Source organism: Brevibacillus thermoruber 423 (genome assembly GCF_000454065.1).
Classification (GTDB): Bacteria; Bacillota; Bacilli; order Brevibacillales; family Brevibacillaceae; genus Brevibacillus; species Brevibacillus thermoruber.
On record NZ_KE695650.1, the window covers coordinates 540,330 to 555,911 of the forward strand.

Genomic DNA, 15,582 nt, shown 5'->3' on the forward strand with positions numbered 1-15,582 from the left:
GAAACTTTTCCTTCCCTTTCGCGTCTTTACAATTGCAGCACATTTCACGAAAGAAGGAAAAGTCACATGAAGAAGTACAGGAAGAACTGCTTGAACATGGTGACCGCCGGCGTTTTGGCGTGGAGCAGCGTCGGATTGACGGCCGCGGCGGAATCCGTTTCGTTTCAGGACGTTTCCCCGGCCTACTGGGGATACGATACGATCAGATGGGGTGTGGAGCAGCGTTTGATTTCCGGTTTCCCGGACCACACCTTCAAGCCGGATCAGTTCGTCAAGGAAAGCGAGTTTTTGGCGATGCTGCTTCGTTATTACGCAAACCGCGGAAACGCACTGACGCTTCAGCCTGCGGGTACATACTGGGCTGACGTTTATTACCGGCAGGCCGAAGCGTATCATTGGCCGGTGTCCCGGGAGCAGTCGGACCGTCCGATCAAACGGGGCAGCGTAGCCAAACTGATTGCGGCGTCGCAGGGCTTCCGTTACGACACGAACAACGCGGTCCAGTATTTGTACAACCAGGGGCTGGTAAAAGGGCGGGGGGAAACGGCCAGCTTGACCGGCTTCGCCAAGGAATCGTACCTCACCCGGACGGAAGCGGTTCAATTCATCAAGAATTTGGCGGACAAATCCATCGTCCAGGCCAAACAGGCGCCCGATCAGCCGTCTGCTCCGCTCATTCCGCCGAGTGCGAAATTGTACCCGTTTACCCAAAACGGCAAATGGGGATACATGGATGCGGCGGGCCGGGTCCTGGTCGATCCGCAGTACAGCAATGCCAGACCGTTTCGGGAAGGATTGGGGGCTGTATACCTCAACGGCAAATGGGGATTTGTCGGAGCCAATGGCGAACTGGCGATTCCCCTGCAGTTTGATGATGTGAAAGATTTCAGTGAGGGACTGGCTGCCGTGCGGGTCGGTTACAAGTACGGGTACATCAATCAAAAAGGGCAGTGGGTCATCAACCCCGTCTATCCACTGGGGTCCCTCTACGAGTATGACAGAGGCGTCGATTTTCACGAGGGGTTTGCCGTCGTCGCACAAGGGAACAAATACGCCTTCATCAACAAAAGCGGAAAGGTTGTCTCGGCAGCGTATGACGAGGTCATGCCGTTTCGGGAGGGACTGGCCGCCGTGCGGGTCGGCAACCTGTGGGGATATATCGACAAAACCGGAAAACTGGCCGTCAAACCGCAATTCGACATCGCCAACGACTTTCATGAAGGCCTGGCCGCGGTAGCGCGAAACGGTCGGTACGGCTATATCGGTAAAACCGGTGCCTACGTCATCAAGCCGCAATTTTCGGTGGAGGGGCTCAATTACAATTACAGCGGCGCGCCGCGGCTGTTTGACTTTCACGAGGGACTGGCCTTGGTCATGATCAACGGGAAGTACGGGTATATCGATAAAACCGGAAAGACCGTCATTCCGCCCGCTTTTGACAGCCGCAACCAAACGGGTGATTATGCCACCGATTTTTCTGACGGCCTGGCTTTGGTGAGGGTTGGCTACCGATTCGGCTATATCGACAAGACGGGGAAAATGGTGATCCCCGCGCAATTTGATGCGGCAGACCCATTCTCCGAGGGGCTCGCGCGCGTCCGGATCAAGGGAAAAGACGGATTTATCGACAAAACCGGAACATTCGTGATTCCGCCGCAATTTTCCAATGCGCGCAGTTTTCAAGACGGATTGGCGCTGGTAACAGCGGACGGGTCGAACGAACAAACCTATATCGATAAAAGAGGGAACCGCGTAACGAAATAAGCGGATGGATCCGGCCCGATCGCATCGACGTGAGGGACGGATGACAGGCGGATTACCGGTTTCGCGATCCTAGGCGGGTGTTACGTTTCGCTTAGCGCTTGGGGTCGCAGATGCTGTTGCGAAAATACAGATACATTAGATAGGCTTTTCTCCCCTTCTCCGTCGTCCGATCAATGTGCTTTTTCAGGCACTTCACCAGCTTTTTGTCGCAGCTGCAGGCAAAATAGCCGCGTTTTCGGTAGCACTTGTCGTGCATCATGCAGCACCGGTCTATCTCGTCAATGGGCGGTTCCGGCCCCGAGCAGCCGGGACCGCACCAGTTGCCGTAAAAACAGGGTATCGATCCAAAACGCCGCTTGCGGCTTGGCATCTCGCATCACCGCCGTGGATGGTGTTACTACTACCATATCGGGTTTCGCCAAAAGTGATTGGACGCATACCTGATCGACTGACGCAACTTTCTCACCATCACCCGTTCGGGGATTGGCAGCCGGCGTCAAGACTGGCAGAATGAAAAGGACAAGCCGGGTCCCCTGTACAGGGCCGAAGCGTTTCACGAAGGAGAGAGTTCCATGAAGACGGCATTATACCAGATCGCCTATCAAATCGGCATCCATCCCACGAAAATGGCCAAGCTGGTGCGGGAAGGCGAAATCACCGGCGAGGTGCCGGGAGACAACCCGCAGTCCAAGGAGGCTTGGGTCGACCTCCTTTCCCTGCGCAATTACATCGAGTGGCAGCGTGAGCAGGGGCGGCTGGACGAAGCGGCCTACTTGAAGGCGATCCGCCACATTGAACGAACGCTTACCAGCCGGTAACCCGTAGACAGGGCTGCCAAAAGCGGATAAAATTGGGCGAAAAAGCAGCGAGTCATGCTGGGGGAGGGAAGCACATGAATCTGACGGAAGCGCTTCGTCAACTGGTCGGCCACGAGCAGGTGAGCGTCAATCCGACCATGCTGGAACAGCACAGCCGCGATGAATCCTATCATCGGCCGCACACGCCCGACGTCGTCGTTTTTCCGCGAAACGCCGCCGAGGTCAGCGAAGTTGTCAAGTTTGCGAACAGCCACCGCATTCCTGTCGTGCCGTTTGGCATGGGCACCAGTCTGGAGGGACACGTCATCCCCTACCAGGGCGGGATTACGCTCGATTTTCAACGGATGAACCAGATTGTGGAGATTCGCCCGGAGGACCAACTGGTGCGGGTGCAGCCAGGGGTGACGCGTTCCCAGCTCAACAAGGAGCTGAAAAAATACGGCCTCTTCTTCTCGGTCGATCCGGGAGCTGATGCCACCCTGGGCGGTATGGCGGCCACCAACGCCAGCGGCACGACGGCCGTCCGCTACGGCGTGATGCGGGACCAGGTGCGGGATCTGGAAGTGGTGCTCGCCAACGGTCAGATCATCCGTACGGGCGGATTGGCGGTCAAGTCGTCTGCCGGCTACAACCTGACCGGCCTGTTTGTCGGCTCGGAAGGGACGTTGGGAATCTTTACGGAGCTGACGCTCAGGGTCTACGGCATTCCCGAGTCCATCCTGGCGGCGCGGGCCAGCTTTCCCAGCGTCGAAAGCGCGGTCCGCACGGCGGTTTCCCTCTTGGCCGTGGGCATTCCGATCGCGCGGGTGGAACTGGTCGACCGGGTGTCGATGGAAAAGCTGAACCGGCACAGCGGTACTCATTATGAGGAAGCGCCGACGCTTTTTCTGGAGTTTCACGGCAATGAAGCCGGGCTGCAGCAGGACGTGCAGTTCGCCAAGGACCTCGCCGCCGATCACGGGTGCAGCGGCTTCGCGTTTGAAACGGATGCCAAAGGGCGGAACACCCTCTGGGAAGCGCGGCACAACCTCGCCTACGCGTTTGTCCACGGCTCGAAAGGCAAGAAGATCATGGTCACCGACGTCTGCGTGCCGCTGAGCGAACTGGCCGGGGCCATCACCTACGCCCGCGAGCAGATCGAGGCGGCCGGAGTGGAGGGCGGCCTGCTTGGCCATGTCGGCGACGGGAACTTCCACGCCCTGCTGTTGGTCGATCCGACCAACCAAGACGATCTGGACAGGGCGGAGCGGGTCAATGCCAATCTCGTCGACTACGCCTTGCGCTGCGGCGGCACCTGCACCGGCGAGCACGGGGTCGGGGTCGGCAAGCTGAAATACCTCCGCCGCGAACACGGAGAGGCGCTCGATCTGATGAGACAAGTAAAACAGTTGTTTGATCCCCACAACATCCTCAACCCGGGGAAAAAGCTGCCGATCAATTGACACCAAAGGAGACAAGCAGGCACATGCACATCATCTACTGTCTGGTACCGAAGGCGTATTGGGAGCAGTGGGCGGAACGGGACATCTATCTGCCCCGCGATTACGAGGAAGAAGGCTTTATTCACGCGACAAAAGGGGAGGAGCTGCTGGGCCGGGTGGCCGATCGGGTCTATGCCGATTTTACCGGCGACCTGCTGGTGCTGGTGGTGGATGAGGAGCGCGTCACGTCACCGGTCACATACGAACAGGCGAAGGACGGGCGGCTGTACCCGCACATCTACGGTCCGCTCAACCAGGACGCCATCGTCGAGGTGCGGCGGATGGAAAAACGGGAAGGGCACTGGGGCATCGGCGCCTCCTGCCCGTCCCGTTAACCGTTGTACCATTTCAAAAGCGCCCTCACTTCCTGCCGCTTGGCTTCCGGCAGCGAGTCCAGACGGCGCAGGAGCAGGCTGATCCGCTGCCGCTGCTCTTCTTCCGAAACGGGCGCACCGCTTTGAATCCAGCGCCGTTTCAGCCGGATCGGCTCCGTCTCTGCCAGGATGCGCAGGAGTTTTCGTTCCAGCAAATCCAACGAAGACATGTCATTCCCTCCGGTTCTCACACTCTCCTGTTTGCATTATACCACAGCCGTTTTGGTGTCCTCGCCGGTTTGTCGGCTGATTCCGGCGTACATAATCCCGCCGCCGCGGGCGCAAAATGGTAAGGTACGTCCAAACTTACCCATGCAAAGGAGTGTCCCCGATGGCGAAGCCGGATGATCGTTCGGACAACGTGGAGAAACTGCAGGAGATGATCCAGAACACGATGGAAAACATCCGCGAATCGCGCGATTACGTGAAGGCGCACGCGGACGAGCTGACGCCCGAAGAACGGGCGAACATCGAACAGAAAAACCAGCGCCGCGAAGAGAGCATCGAGGGGTTCCGCTCGGAGATCCAGGACGAGAACGCTCGGCTGCAATGACGGCGAGAAGCGCCTGCCGGACCAACGGCAGGTGCTTTTTTCGCACTCCACAGCATATCCACACATGAATTGTCGACCGAAACGTGGTATGCTGATAGGGAACCTTAGTGAAAAGAGGAGAAAGACCATGAAGCGACCAGAAGACACACGCGTCGTCGTCGGCATGTCCGGAGGGGTCGACTCCTCCGTGACGGCTTACCTGCTGAAACAACAGGGATACGACGTCATCGGCATCTTTATGAAAAACTGGGACGATACCGATGAATTCGGCCACTGCACGGCGGAAGACGACTTCCAGGACGTCCGGCGCGTCTGCGAACAAATTGGCATCCCGTACTACACGGTAAACTTTGAAAAAGAATACATGGAGAAAGTGTTCCAGTATTTTTTGGATGAATATAAACGGGGGCGCACGCCCAATCCGGATGTCATGTGCAACCGGGAAATCAAGTTTGGCGAACTGCTGGACAAGGTGATGGACCTCGGCGCCGATTACATCGCGACCGGCCACTATGCCCGGGTGGAGTTCCGGGACGGCGCGTACCGGCTGCTCCGCGGTGTCGACTCCAACAAGGATCAGTCCTACTTTCTCAACGCCCTCGATCAGCACCAACTGTCCAAAACGATGTTCCCGCTTGGTTCCCTGACCAAGCCGCAGGTGCGGGAGATCGCGGAAAAAGCGGGTCTGGCCACCGCCAAGAAGAAGGACAGCACCGGGATCTGCTTCATCGGGGAACGCAACTTCCGCGAGTTTCTGCAAAACTATCTGCCCGCCAAGCCGGGGGACATCGAAACGGTGGACGGCGAAGTGATCGGCCGCCACGACGGCTTGATGTATTACACCCTGGGGCAGCGGCAGGGTCTGGGCATCGGCGGCGGACACGGAAAGACCGGTGAGCCGTGGTTCGTGGTCGACAAGGATTTGGAGCGCAACGTGCTGATCGTCGCCGAAGGGGCCGGCCATCCCCGCCTTTACTCCACCCGTCTGATCGCCACCGATGTGAACTGGATCAGCGGCAAGGAGCCGGCGTCTTCCTTTACCTGTACAGCCAAGTTTCGGTACCGGCAGCCGGATCAGGGCGTGACGGTGCATCTGCGCGAAGACAGCACGGTGGAGGTCGTCTTCGATCAGCCGCAAAAAGCGGTTACGCCGGGACAAGCCGTTGTCTTCTACAACGGGGAGGAGTGCCTCGGCGGCGGAATCATCGACCGGGTGACGCTGCTGGATGCCGAGAAATAGCGCGGATGGGAGAATCGGAGCGTGGAAGCGACACAGAAATCAAAGCTGATTATCGTTTTGTTTTTGCTGGGGGCGCTTCTCGTCGGAGGACTAGCCTACATGGGCATGTACGCTACGGGGCAGGAGCACGTGTCGATCATTAACGAGAAGATCGCCAGCCAAGGGGGAAGGGTCACAACCATTACCGTCGTCCCCGTGGATGAGAGCCCGTTTGAGAAGAGCGGCAAGGGAAACACGATCTACAAAATCACGTACGAAAAGGACGGGAAAACCTTGACGGCGTGGTATCGCTCCATCAATCATTCCTCGATCATCAAGGAGGAAGAAGCGTGGATTCTCCCCAGGTAAAACCCGAAACAAAGAGACGACAGGGGACGTGAGTGCATGACCATGACCAATGCGGAAAAACTGCGCGACCTGGCACGCCTGATCCGCAGGCTGGAGCCGAATCTGGCGGGAGCGTCGCTGACGATCCTGGCATACGATCAACGCGATGACATTGCCAAGGCGTTGGTGGAAGGGCTGGGTGCGGACGTACCGGTACAGACCAGCTCGGGGGAGTACGCCAACCACCTGGCCGTTTTCCGGGTGGGCGGCAGCAAGTACACGATCGCCCAGGACTGGCGGGAGGTGTACATCGCCGAGATCAATTACTGTCCGTGCCGGATTCCGCCGCAATCGCACGGACTGCTCGTCTATCACATCGATTATCCCGGCGTGATTTACGACGTGTCCCGCATTTTGGCCGATAATCGAATCAACATCTCCAAACTGAATGTCTCTCGAGAGCAAAAAGGGAAAAACGCGCTGCTCGTTTCCATTACCGACGAAGCCTTCACGCCGGACGTGATCGCCGCCATCGAGAAGCTGCCGCAGATCACCCGCGTGTTTTCCCTCCAATGAAGGACACGGCCGTCCGCAACCGCGGGCGGCTGTTTTGCGTGCATGGGCAGAGGGGTGAGGGGGAATTTCGCTGTATTTGGCCTGATGGCCGGAATCGGGCGGCCCGAATATTGTACGAGACCCGGGCAGAGAAACGCTTCTGTTTTGTCCGCCGACCTCATACGGATGGAAAGGTATGGAAAAACAATTCGATGAGGAGGCGTGACCGTCGATGATCTACGCGCAGCCGGGACAATCAGGTGCAAAGGTTTCGTTCAAAAAGCGGTACGAAAATTTTATCGGGGGAAAATGGGTTCCGCCGGTAAAAGGGGAGTACTTTGAAAATGTCACGCCCGTGACGGGACGCGCATTTTGCGAAGTGCCCCGCTCCACGGCGGATGACATCGAACTGGCGCTGGATGCGGCTTACGAGGCAAAAGAGGCGTGGGGGCGCACATCGCCGGCGGAGCGGGCGTCCCTCTTGAACAAAATCGCCGACCGCATGGAAGCCAATCTGGAAATGCTGGCTGTAGCGGAAACGTGGGACAACGGCAAGCCGATTCGCGAGGCGCTGGCAGCCGATCTGCCGCTGGCGATCGACCATTTCCGCTACTTTGCCGGCTGCATCCGGGCCCAGGAGGGAAGCATCAGCCAGATCGACGACCACACGGTGGCCTACCATTTCCACGAGCCGCTCGGCGTCGTCGGCCAAATCATCCCGTGGAACTTCCCGCTGCTGATGGCCGTATGGAAACTGGCTCCGGCGCTCGCGGCGGGCAACTGCGTCGTGTTGAAGCCGGCCGAACAGACGCCCGCGTCCGTTCTGGTCTTCCTCGAACTGGTACAGGACCTCATCCCGCCCGGTGTCGTCAACGTGGTCAACGGATTTGGACTGGAAGCCGGCAAACCGCTGGCCACCAGCAGCCGGATCGCCAAAATCGCCTTTACGGGCGAGACGACAACCGGCCGCCTGATCATGCAGTACGCGTCGCAAAACATCATCCCGGTGATGCTGGAGTTGGGCGGCAAATCGCCGAACATCTTCTTTGAGGACGTCTGCGCCAAGGATGACGCGTTTTTCAACAAGGCGGTGGAAGGGTTCGTCATGTTTGCGCTCAACCAGGGCGAGGTCTGCACCTGCCCGTCTCGCGCCTTCATCCAGGAATCGGTGTACGACCAGTTCATGGAAAAAGCGCTGGCCCGCGTCGCGGCGATCAAGCAGGGCAACCCGCTCGACACGGAGACGATGATCGGCGCCCAGGCGTCGGCGGAACAGTTGGAAAAGATCCTCTCCTACCTCGACATCGGCAGACAGGAAGGGGCTCAGTGCCTGATTGGCGGCGAACGCAATATCCTCTCCGGCGACCTGAAAGACGGATATTACGTCAAGCCGACCGTGTTCAAAGGACAAAACAAGATGCGCATCTTCCAGGAAGAGATCTTCGGCCCGGTCGTCTCCGTGGCCACCTTCCGGAACCAGTCGGAAGCGCTGGAACTGGCCAACGACACGCTGTACGGCCTCGGCGCGGGCGTCTGGACCCGTGACGTGAATCTGGCGTACCGGATGGGGCGCGAAATCCAGGCCGGCCGCGTCTGGACCAACTGCTACCACGCCTATCCGGCGCACGCCGCGTTTGGCGGGTACAAGGTATCCGGCATCGGCCGAGAGACGCACAAGATGATGCTCGATCATTATCAGCAGACGAAAAACCTGCTGGTCAGCTACAGCCCGGATGCGCTCGGTTTCTTCTGATCGGAACGAAGTCCCGGCGAAAGGAGGAAGCGCATGGGCACAGTGCCGAAAGTGCTGGCTGCGGAAGCGGCGCTGCGGTTGATCGAGCAGCTGAAGGGCAGGTACGGGCCGCTGTTGTTCCACCAGTCGGGCGGATGCTGCGACGGCAGCTCGCCGATGTGCTATCCGCGCGGAGAATTTCTCATCGGTGAGAACGACGTCCTGCTGGGCGAAATCGGCGAGACGCCCTTTTACATGAGCGCCGCCCAGTACGCCTACTGGAAGCACACGCAGCTCATCATCGACGTGGTGCCAGGGAGAGGGGGCATGTTTTCCCTGGAAGGGCCGGAGGGCGTCCGGTTCCTCACCCGCCCGCGGGTGTTTACCGACGAGGAGTACCGCACCTTGAAAGAAACCGGCGCGCTGTGACAAGCGGCGGCGCGGTGCCATTCCATCAGGAAACGGGGCATCCCGGAGGATCATCTTCGGGATGCCTCTGTTTTTACGACGAAAACACTCAGCGCAGAAAGAGCTGGTAGAACGTGACGTCGTGATAGCCGCCAAACTTGAAGCCGACTTCGCGAAAAACGCCGATCGGCTGAAATCCGAGCTGTACGTGGAGGTTCACGCTGGCTTCGTTGCCGCTGGTAATGCCGGCCACGATGGTATGATACCCCAGCGTTTGTGCCAGACCGATGAGTTCAGTCATCAACCGTTTGCCGATTCCTTTCCCTTGATGATCGCGGTGCACATAGACAGATGATTCCGCTGTTTGGCGATAGGCAGGCTTTTCGCGAAATTTGCTCAAACAAGCGTAGCCAACGACGGTCCCGTCCTCATCGGCGACGAGCAAAGGGTATTGGTCATCAAATTTCGCAAACCATTTCCGCCGCTGCTCCAAGGTCTGCTCCTCCAGGTCAAACGTGGCAGCGGAAGTGCGCACAACGTAATTGTAGATGTCCAAAAGGGCGGGAAGGTCACATTCGGCTGCCTTTCGTACACGAATCCTTGACATATGGGTTCACCACCTGCACATTTGAGGTAATTATATGTGAGGTTTTCTTACATGATCAAGGGGTCGCTTCCATTTTTTTTGTGATCACAAGCACAGGGCCGTTTTCCGTGAACCATTCGTGAAGACGACGTCCTTGACACCGGCTCCCCCTGCGGCTAGCATGAGAAGACGATTGACTTGACTGTAGAAACGGAGAGAACACCTGTGCGGGAATGGACGAAGACGGAAATGGAATTGCTCGCCAGCCAAACGGACAAACCGGCAGCCGTGTTCGTTTACACGCCGCTGTGCGGCACCTGCAAGCTGGCCGAGCGCATGCTAACGGTGGTGCAGGAGGCGCTGCCCGGCTTGACGCTGTACCGGGCCAATCTGAACCTCCTGCCCGAACTGGCGGAGATGTGGCGGGTGACCAGCGTGCCGGCGCTCCTCATCCTCGAGCGGGGGGCCGTCGCCGAACGGCACTACGCGCTTCGCTCGGTTGATTTTTTGTATCATGTGCTCATGCGTTTTGCCTAGACAAACACCTATCTCCCGCGCGTTGCATACATGGAAGAGAGAGACAAAACGCGAAGGAGGAGGCGCATGCAAATTCATGTGGTACAGCAGGGGCAGACACTGTCAGGCATCGCCCAGGCGTACGACTCATCGGTCGAGGCGATTGCGCGGGCAAACGAGCTCCCCGAGTCCGGCAGGCTTGTCATCGGACAGGCGCTGGTGATCCCCATTCGGGGCAGCTATTACTGGGTGAGGCAGGGGGATACGCTCTACACCATCGGCCGGCGTTTCGGGATCAGTGCCGCGGAGCTGGCCCGGGTCAACCAAATCTCACAATTCCGTCCTCTACAGGTGGGAATGCGGCTGTACATTCCGCCGCGCCCGAGACCGGCAGCCGACTTCAATGCCTATGCCGAGCCGCGCCGGACGGTGCCGCCGGCGTTGGAGGCGGACGTTCGCCGAGCGTCGCCGCATCTCACGTACCTGGCTCCGTTCAGCTTTCGGATCAGGCGGGATGGCACGCTGTCGCCCCCGCCGCTGAATGACTTTGCGGAGATTGCCCAGGCGAATCGGAACGTCCTGATGCTGGTGGTCACCAACCTGGAGGGGGAACGGTTCAGCTCGGAACTGGGCAGCCTGGTGCTGAACGACATGACGGTGCAAAACCGCCTGCTGGACAACATCATCAGTACGTCGCAGCGGCTTGGTTTTGGCGACATTCACTTCGACATGGAAGCCCTGCCCGCCACCGATCGGGACGCCTATGTCCGCTTTTTGCGCCGCGCCCGCCAGCGGGCGAGCGAAGTGGGGAAAATGGTCTCCGCCGCTCTGGCGCCCAAGACCAGAGCCGATCAGCCGGGGCTGTGGTACCCCGCCCACGACTACCGGGCGATCGGAGAGATCGTCGACTTTGTCGTGATCATGACGTACGAATGGGGATACAGCGGCGGTCCGCCCATGCCGGTTTCGCCCATCGGTCCCGTTCGCCGGGTCCTGCAGTACGCCTTGACGGAAATGCCCGCCAACAAGATCTTGATGGGCCAAAACTTGTACGGGTACGACTGGAGGCTGCCCTACCGCCCCGGAACGACGGCCCGCTCCCTCAGTCCGCAGGCGGCGGTCGCGCTGGCGCTGGAGAGGAATGTCAACATCCAGTACGATTATCGGGCGCAGGCGCCGTTTTTCGAGTATTCGGACGACGAGCAGAACCGCCATCGCGTCTGGTTCGAAGACGCCCGTTCGATCCAGGCCAAATTCAACCTGGTCAAGGAACTGGGACTGCGCGGCGTCAGCTACTGGAAGCTGGGGCTGCCGTTTCCGCAGAACTGGCTGTTGATCGAAGACAATTTTCGCGTGCGCAAGCGAGCGTGAACGAAGCGGCGAAACAAAAGGCGTACCTCCGAACGGGGTGTACGCCTTTTTCTCCGCCTGCCAATCATGGTATGATGGTGCAAAACGGAAGAAGGAGAGAGCCTATGGGAGAATGCAGATTGAATCACAGCGCGGAAGACGTGCGGGCGAAGCTGGCGGAGCAGACGCCCTACCTGCCCGGAGCGCTGGCTGCCCGCCTGGAAGGGCTGCTCGCAACGCCGCTGTCCCAGGAGACGTTAAACGAACTGTTCCACCTGTTGAAAAAATACGATCTCGCTTCGCCGGAGGAACGGGCGGAACGGGAGCAAAAGCTGGCACGTCTGGCCGGCTGAGAGGAGCCCATCCATGAGCGCCGCTTGTCCGCGACCGGCCCGCTATTCGCCGATCGGCCTGCGGCCGGCGTACCCTTCGTGAATGCCGTGGTAATGGCTGACTGTCGGCTCGCCCTGACGCCAGCAGAGCAGCACCTCCTGCCCGTTCAGCACCGAAGGAAAGTCGAACAGGCCGATATCGATATCCTTTACCTGAACGCCTTGTTCGTGGAGCCGGTTAATGCGCATCTGCGCCTCCAGTTCCATGAATTCCAGGCGGCATTCCAGCGTAAAGACCGTGCCGTCGTCCGGGGGCTGCTGTTTCTTTGCCTGCTGCAGCTCCTGATAGGTTGCAGCGAATTGGCGCTTGGCCTCCTGCAAAAAGGAAAGCTCTTGGCGTACATACGGCAGCATCCGGTTGGCTTCTTCCACCGTGAAATACTTTTTTGCCAAGCATCCCACCTCCTGGTTCTATTATAGGGAGTACCGCGAGCGGAGGAAATGGACAGAACGCCGGCAGGAAGACAGGAACCGGCAGTAAGGAGTGGCTATGAACAACCGATTGTACTATGACGATCCGTATTTGCACACGTTTGAAGCGTGCGTGCTGATGCAGGGGACGGAACCCGACGGGACCCCGTACGTGGTGCTGGACCGCACCGCCTTTTACCCGACAGGGGGAGGGCAGCCCTGCGACTGGGGCGAGCTGGACGGCATCCGCGTCATCGACGTGGAGGAAGTGGACGGTGACATCCGCCATCGGCTGGAAGCTCCGCTGTCTCAGGAGCGGCAGCGGATCACGGGACAGATCGATTGGCCCAGGCGGTTTGACCACATGCAGCAGCACGCCGGGCAGCACATTCTCTCGGCGTCGTTCGTCGAGGCGCTGGGGGCGGAGACCGTCGCCTTTCACCTCGGCAGGGATCACGTCACCATCGACGTCCGGCTGGACGAACTGTCCGTCGAGCAGGCGGAGCGGGTAGAGGCCCTGGCCAACCGCATCGTGCTGGAAAACCGGCCCATCGAGGCCCGGTTTGTCACGCAAGCCGAACTGGCCGTCATGCCTCTCCGCAAGCAGCCGACCGTCATCGAGAACATCCGTGTGGTGATCATCCCCGACTTTGACTACAACCCCTGCGGCGGCACCCATCCGGCCCGGACCGGCGAAGTGGGGCCGATCAAAATCACAGGCTGGGAGCGGCACCGCGGCAACATCCGGGTAACGTTCCTCTGCGGCTGGCGGGCGCTCTCCGACTATTCCCGCAAGCATCTGCTGCTGCGCGAGTTGACCCGCACGCTGAACGCCGGCGAGGCGGAGCTGGCCGAGCAGGCGCAGCGGCTCGTGGCGGAACGGGAGCAGTTGAAAGAGACGCTGGAGGAGAAAGAAAAACGTTTGCTCGAAGGCGAGGCGCAGTCCCTGCTGGCGCAGGCGGCCCGTCTGTCCGACATGCGGCTGGTCCAGGCCGTTTTGGCCGGTCGAAGCATGCAGCAATTGCAGCAGCTCGCCAGACTGGTAACGACACAGGCAGCGGACGCGGTCTGCCTGTTCGCGGCGGAGGGAGAAAAGCTGCAGTTCGTGTTCGCCCGCGGCGAGCAGGTGGCGCTGCCGATGAACCAACTGCTGAAGGATACGCTGCCCTTGATCGACGGCAAGGGGGGCGGCAATCCGGCGATGGCCCAGGGAGGGGGCGCGCCGGTCCGTCCTGCGGAAGCGGTGCTGGCCCACGCCCGCCGGCTGCTGGAGGAATCGATCAGGGTCCAACAGGACTGACGCTTTTTCAGGAAAGGAGAGAAAGGCATGTCGATCTGGAACACGGGAGACCTGGTCCGCGTCTCCTACAAGACGGGTGAATACGTAACGGAAGTGCTGGAAGATCACGGGGACAAACTGCTGGTCAAGGTGCTTGCGGTGCTGAAATACCCGACGCAGGGGGACCTGCACAACCCGTACGAGGTGGATGTGCCGCTGTTTCATCAGCGTCCCGCCCTGTCCTATCAGGAAAAGATCATGGTGCCCAGTCAGACCGTGATCCGTTACGGCGGAGCGGTGCCCGACTACAAGGAATCGGTCCGGACCGCTCTGGAGCGGGAGATGGACAAACTGCGCAAGATGGTCACGTGGGCCCAGCGCTGTCTCGACGAGCTGGAGGCACTGCGCAAGGAGACCTTTACAAACAACGGATAGCGTGCTACTGTAGTAGTCAAGCAAGCAAAACCGCATAGCGCAATACCAAACGGGAGCCGAGCATAGTCGGCTGAGATTGTAACGAATGTGTTACTGACCGTTGAACCTGACCTGGGTCATGCCAGCGGAGGAAGAGGTATCGGCTGCATCAACGCACTGTCGTGATTCCGTGCCGCGTCACGCGCGCCGGAGTGCGACCACTGCACATGCGCAACCAAAACCATCCGTGGCGGATGGTTTTTTTGTTTGCCGTCCGCCCGATATCCGTGCGAACGGCTTCTTCTGTCTGGGGTTCGGTCAGGCAGGGAAGCCGTTTTTTTACGGCAGGAAGGCGACAGGCGGCCGGCCATTCCCGGCGGCGCTGACAAAAGGAGGGGGAACATGCTGGTACAGTTGAACGGCAAGCGCGTGGAGCTGGACGACGAGGTCAATACCGTCCGGGCCCTGCTTCTGTCCTACCAACTGCAGGAGAAAATCGTGGTCGTCGAGCGCAACGGCGAGATTGTCGACCGCGCCCGTTATGAATCCACGCCGGTCGCGGACGGCGATCGGATCGAAATCGTTCACTTTGTCGGAGGAGGCTGACATGATGGATACATTAAAAATTGGACCGTATGAGTTTCGTTCCCGCCTCTTGCTGGGAACCGGCAAATTTCCCGATCTGGACACGCAGAGCCAGGCGGTGGCCGTATCGGAAGCGGAGATTCTCACCTTTGCCGTGCGCCGGCTCAATTTGGAAAATCCGCACGAGCCCAATTTTTTGGAACGTTTGGATTTGAAAAAATTCACCCTGCTGCCCAACACGGCCGGCGCTTACACGGCCGAGGAGGCGGTGCGGATCGCCCGGCTGGCCAAGGCGTCGGGGCTGTGCGACATGATCAAGGTGGAAGTGATCGGCGATCCCAAGACGCTTCTGCCCGATCCGATCGGCACGTTGGAGGCCTCCCGCATCCTGGTGGAAGAAGGCTTTATCGTGCTGACCTACACCAACGACGACCCGATTCTCGCCAAACGGCTGCAGGAAGTGGGCGTGCACGCGGTCATGCCGGGGGCGTCGCCGATCGGTTCCGGCCAAGGGATACTCAATGAGCACAACCTGCGCTTCATCATCGAAGACGCCAAGGTTCCGGTGATCGTGGACGCGGGCATCGGGTCGCCGGCCGACTGCGCCAAGGCGATGGAGTTGGGCGCGGACGGCGTCCTGCTGAACACGGCGGTGGCGCTGGCGGACAACCCGGTGCTGATGGCCGAAGCGATGAAACTGGCCGTGGAGGCGGGGCGCAAGGGCTTCCTCGCCGGGCGCATCCCGAAAAAGCGCTACGCCTCGGCCAGCAGTCCGACAGAAGGGATGATTGAATAAC

The 15,582-nt window shown here is 59.5% G+C and carries 21 protein-coding genes and 1 riboswitch; of the genes, 17 read left to right on the top strand and 4 right to left on the bottom strand.

Annotated features, from left to right (window positions below; translation table 11 throughout):
- Positions 1-66 precede the first annotated feature (66 nt).
- Positions 67-1,764 carry a WG repeat-containing protein gene (locus tag M516_RS24330; RefSeq protein WP_051188186.1) on the top strand — a complete coding sequence of 566 codons (1,698 nt, stop codon included), beginning with the start codon at positions 67-69 and terminating at the stop codon, positions 1,762-1,764.
- A gap of 91 nt (positions 1,765-1,855) precedes the next feature.
- On the opposite strand, the gene M516_RS0110935 is transcribed toward M516_RS24330, so the two are convergent.
- The gene (locus M516_RS0110935; protein ID WP_029099158.1) at positions 1,856-2,134 is read right to left on the bottom strand and encodes a phospholipase A2 family protein; all 279 of its coding nucleotides are present in this window, start codon (positions 2,132-2,134) and stop codon (positions 1,856-1,858) included.
- Between the two features lie 202 nt (positions 2,135-2,336).
- Here M516_RS0110935 and M516_RS0110940 point away from each other — a divergent pair, with 202 nt between their 5' ends.
- From M516_RS0110940 to M516_RS0110950, 3 genes are all read left to right on the top strand, one after another.
- Positions 2,337-2,582 carry a hypothetical protein gene (locus M516_RS0110940; protein ID WP_029099159.1) on the top strand — a complete coding sequence of 82 codons (246 nt, stop codon included), beginning with the start codon at positions 2,337-2,339 and terminating at the stop codon, positions 2,580-2,582.
- A gap of 74 nt (positions 2,583-2,656) precedes the next feature.
- Complete coding sequence (locus M516_RS0110945; RefSeq protein ID WP_029099160.1) at positions 2,657-4,024, top strand: FAD-binding oxidoreductase; 1,368 nt, start codon at positions 2,657-2,659, stop codon at positions 4,022-4,024.
- Positions 4,025-4,047: 23 nt separating this feature from the next.
- Positions 4,048-4,398, top strand: coding sequence for a DUF952 domain-containing protein (locus tag M516_RS0110950; protein ID WP_029099161.1), 351 nt, complete (start codon positions 4,048-4,050; stop codon positions 4,396-4,398).
- Here M516_RS0110950 and M516_RS0110955 read toward each other — a convergent pair.
- Entirely contained in the window at positions 4,395-4,607 is a 213-nt protein-coding gene (locus M516_RS0110955; protein ID WP_029099162.1) for a hypothetical protein, read from the bottom strand. The two genes, M516_RS0110950 and M516_RS0110955, sit on opposite strands and share 4 nt — an antisense overlap.
- A gap of 161 nt (positions 4,608-4,768) precedes the next feature.
- On the opposite strand from M516_RS0110955, the gene tlp reads away from it, so the two are divergent.
- From tlp to M516_RS0110985, 6 genes are all read left to right on the top strand, one after another.
- Positions 4,769-4,990, top strand: a complete 222-nt coding sequence (gene tlp, locus M516_RS0110960) for a small acid-soluble spore protein Tlp (RefSeq protein ID WP_029099163.1) — start codon at positions 4,769-4,771, stop codon at positions 4,988-4,990.
- A 127-nt stretch (positions 4,991-5,117) separates the two neighbouring features.
- Entirely contained in the window at positions 5,118-6,230 is a 1,113-nt protein-coding gene (gene mnmA, locus M516_RS0110965; protein WP_029099164.1) for a tRNA 2-thiouridine(34) synthase MnmA, read from the top strand.
- Positions 6,231-6,251: 21 nt separating this feature from the next.
- Positions 6,252-6,578, top strand: coding sequence for a hypothetical protein (locus M516_RS0110970; protein WP_029099165.1), 327 nt, complete (start codon positions 6,252-6,254; stop codon positions 6,576-6,578).
- Between the two features lie 42 nt (positions 6,579-6,620).
- Positions 6,621-7,133: an ACT domain-containing protein gene (locus M516_RS0110975; protein ID WP_029099166.1), complete on the top strand. Its 513-nt coding sequence runs from the start codon at positions 6,621-6,623 to the stop codon at positions 7,131-7,133.
- Between the two features lie 211 nt (positions 7,134-7,344).
- Positions 7,345-8,865: an aldehyde dehydrogenase gene (adh, locus tag M516_RS0110980; RefSeq protein WP_029099167.1), complete on the top strand. Its 1,521-nt coding sequence runs from the start codon at positions 7,345-7,347 to the stop codon at positions 8,863-8,865.
- A 33-nt stretch (positions 8,866-8,898) separates the two neighbouring features.
- The gene (locus M516_RS0110985) at positions 8,899-9,273 is read left to right on the top strand and encodes a DUF779 domain-containing protein (protein WP_029099168.1); all 375 of its coding nucleotides are present in this window, start codon (positions 8,899-8,901) and stop codon (positions 9,271-9,273) included.
- A gap of 88 nt (positions 9,274-9,361) precedes the next feature.
- Here M516_RS0110985 and M516_RS0110990 read toward each other — a convergent pair whose 3' ends face one another.
- The gene (locus tag M516_RS0110990) at positions 9,362-9,859 is read right to left on the bottom strand and encodes a GNAT family N-acetyltransferase (protein WP_035289454.1); all 498 of its coding nucleotides are present in this window, start codon (positions 9,857-9,859) and stop codon (positions 9,362-9,364) included.
- Positions 9,860-10,063: 204 nt separating this feature from the next.
- Here M516_RS0110990 and M516_RS0110995 point away from each other — a divergent pair, with 204 nt between their 5' ends.
- The 3 genes from M516_RS0110995 (at position 10,064) to M516_RS0111005 (ending at position 12,057) form a co-directional block, all read left to right on the top strand.
- Positions 10,064-10,375, top strand: coding sequence for a thioredoxin family protein (locus M516_RS0110995; protein WP_029099170.1), 312 nt, complete (start codon positions 10,064-10,066; stop codon positions 10,373-10,375).
- 66 nt (positions 10,376-10,441) lie between these two features.
- Entirely contained in the window at positions 10,442-11,725 is a 1,284-nt protein-coding gene (locus M516_RS0111000; RefSeq protein ID WP_029099171.1) for a glycoside hydrolase family 18 protein, read from the top strand.
- A gap of 104 nt (positions 11,726-11,829) precedes the next feature.
- A complete protein-coding gene (locus M516_RS0111005) occupies positions 11,830-12,057 on the top strand; it encodes a hypothetical protein (protein ID WP_029099172.1) in 228 nt (75 codons plus the stop codon).
- 42 nt (positions 12,058-12,099) lie between these two features.
- Here M516_RS0111005 and M516_RS0111010 read toward each other — a convergent pair whose 3' ends face one another.
- Positions 12,100-12,489, bottom strand: coding sequence for a DUF2203 domain-containing protein (locus tag M516_RS0111010; protein WP_029099173.1), 390 nt, complete (start codon positions 12,487-12,489; stop codon positions 12,100-12,102).
- A gap of 97 nt (positions 12,490-12,586) precedes the next feature.
- On the opposite strand from M516_RS0111010, the gene M516_RS0111015 reads away from it, so the two are divergent.
- The 4 genes from M516_RS0111015 (at position 12,587) to M516_RS0111030 (ending at position 15,581) form a co-directional block, all read left to right on the top strand.
- Positions 12,587-13,807: a serine-tRNA(Ala) deacylase AlaX gene (locus M516_RS0111015; RefSeq protein WP_029099174.1), complete on the top strand. Its 1,221-nt coding sequence runs from the start codon at positions 12,587-12,589 to the stop codon at positions 13,805-13,807.
- Positions 13,808-13,834: 27 nt separating this feature from the next.
- Positions 13,835-14,221 carry a kinase-associated lipoprotein KapB gene (gene kapB / locus M516_RS0111020; RefSeq protein ID WP_029099175.1) on the top strand — a complete coding sequence of 129 codons (387 nt, stop codon included), beginning with the start codon at positions 13,835-13,837 and terminating at the stop codon, positions 14,219-14,221.
- A 39-nt stretch (positions 14,222-14,260) separates the two neighbouring features.
- A riboswitch (TPP riboswitch) is annotated at positions 14,261-14,371 on the top strand.
- Between the two features lie 231 nt (positions 14,372-14,602).
- A complete protein-coding gene (gene thiS, locus M516_RS0111025; RefSeq protein ID WP_029099176.1) occupies positions 14,603-14,806 on the top strand; it encodes a sulfur carrier protein ThiS in 204 nt (67 codons plus the stop codon).
- Position 14,807: 1 nt separating this feature from the next.
- Positions 14,808-15,581, top strand: a complete 774-nt coding sequence (locus tag M516_RS0111030) for a thiazole synthase (RefSeq protein ID WP_029099177.1) — start codon at positions 14,808-14,810, stop codon at positions 15,579-15,581.
- The last annotated feature ends 1 nt before the right edge of the window (position 15,582 follow it).

Bases quoted from the DNA above. Each gene is read 5' to 3' on its own strand.
- M516_RS24330 (WP_051188186.1), top strand. From the start codon at position 67: ATGAAGAAGTACAGGAAGAACTGCTTGAACATGGTGACCGCCGGCGTT.
- M516_RS0110935 (WP_029099158.1), bottom strand. From the start codon at position 2,134: ATGCCAAGCCGCAAGCGGCGTTTTGGATCGATACCCTGTTTTTACGGC.
- M516_RS0110940 (WP_029099159.1), top strand. From the start codon at position 2,337: ATGAAGACGGCATTATACCAGATCGCCTATCAAATCGGCATCCATCCC.
- M516_RS0110945 (WP_029099160.1), top strand. From the start codon at position 2,657: ATGAATCTGACGGAAGCGCTTCGTCAACTGGTCGGCCACGAGCAGGTG.
- M516_RS0110950 (WP_029099161.1), top strand. From the start codon at position 4,048: ATGCACATCATCTACTGTCTGGTACCGAAGGCGTATTGGGAGCAGTGG.
- M516_RS0110955 (WP_029099162.1), bottom strand. From the start codon at position 4,607: ATGTCTTCGTTGGATTTGCTGGAACGAAAACTCCTGCGCATCCTGGCA.
- tlp (WP_029099163.1), top strand. From the start codon at position 4,769: ATGGCGAAGCCGGATGATCGTTCGGACAACGTGGAGAAACTGCAGGAG.
- mnmA (WP_029099164.1), top strand. From the start codon at position 5,118: ATGAAGCGACCAGAAGACACACGCGTCGTCGTCGGCATGTCCGGAGGG.
- M516_RS0110975 (WP_029099166.1), top strand. From the start codon at position 6,621: ATGACCAATGCGGAAAAACTGCGCGACCTGGCACGCCTGATCCGCAGG.
- adh (WP_029099167.1), top strand. From the start codon at position 7,345: ATGATCTACGCGCAGCCGGGACAATCAGGTGCAAAGGTTTCGTTCAAA.
- M516_RS0110985 (WP_029099168.1), top strand. From the start codon at position 8,899: ATGGGCACAGTGCCGAAAGTGCTGGCTGCGGAAGCGGCGCTGCGGTTG.
- M516_RS0110990 (WP_035289454.1), bottom strand. From the start codon at position 9,859: ATGTCAAGGATTCGTGTACGAAAGGCAGCCGAATGTGACCTTCCCGCC.
- M516_RS0111000 (WP_029099171.1), top strand. From the start codon at position 10,442: ATGCAAATTCATGTGGTACAGCAGGGGCAGACACTGTCAGGCATCGCC.
- M516_RS0111005 (WP_029099172.1), top strand. From the start codon at position 11,830: ATGGGAGAATGCAGATTGAATCACAGCGCGGAAGACGTGCGGGCGAAG.
- M516_RS0111015 (WP_029099174.1), top strand. From the start codon at position 12,587: ATGAACAACCGATTGTACTATGACGATCCGTATTTGCACACGTTTGAA.
- kapB (WP_029099175.1), top strand. From the start codon at position 13,835: ATGTCGATCTGGAACACGGGAGACCTGGTCCGCGTCTCCTACAAGACG.
- thiS (WP_029099176.1), top strand. From the start codon at position 14,603: ATGCTGGTACAGTTGAACGGCAAGCGCGTGGAGCTGGACGACGAGGTC.
- M516_RS0111030 (WP_029099177.1), top strand. From the start codon at position 14,808: ATGATGGATACATTAAAAATTGGACCGTATGAGTTTCGTTCCCGCCTC.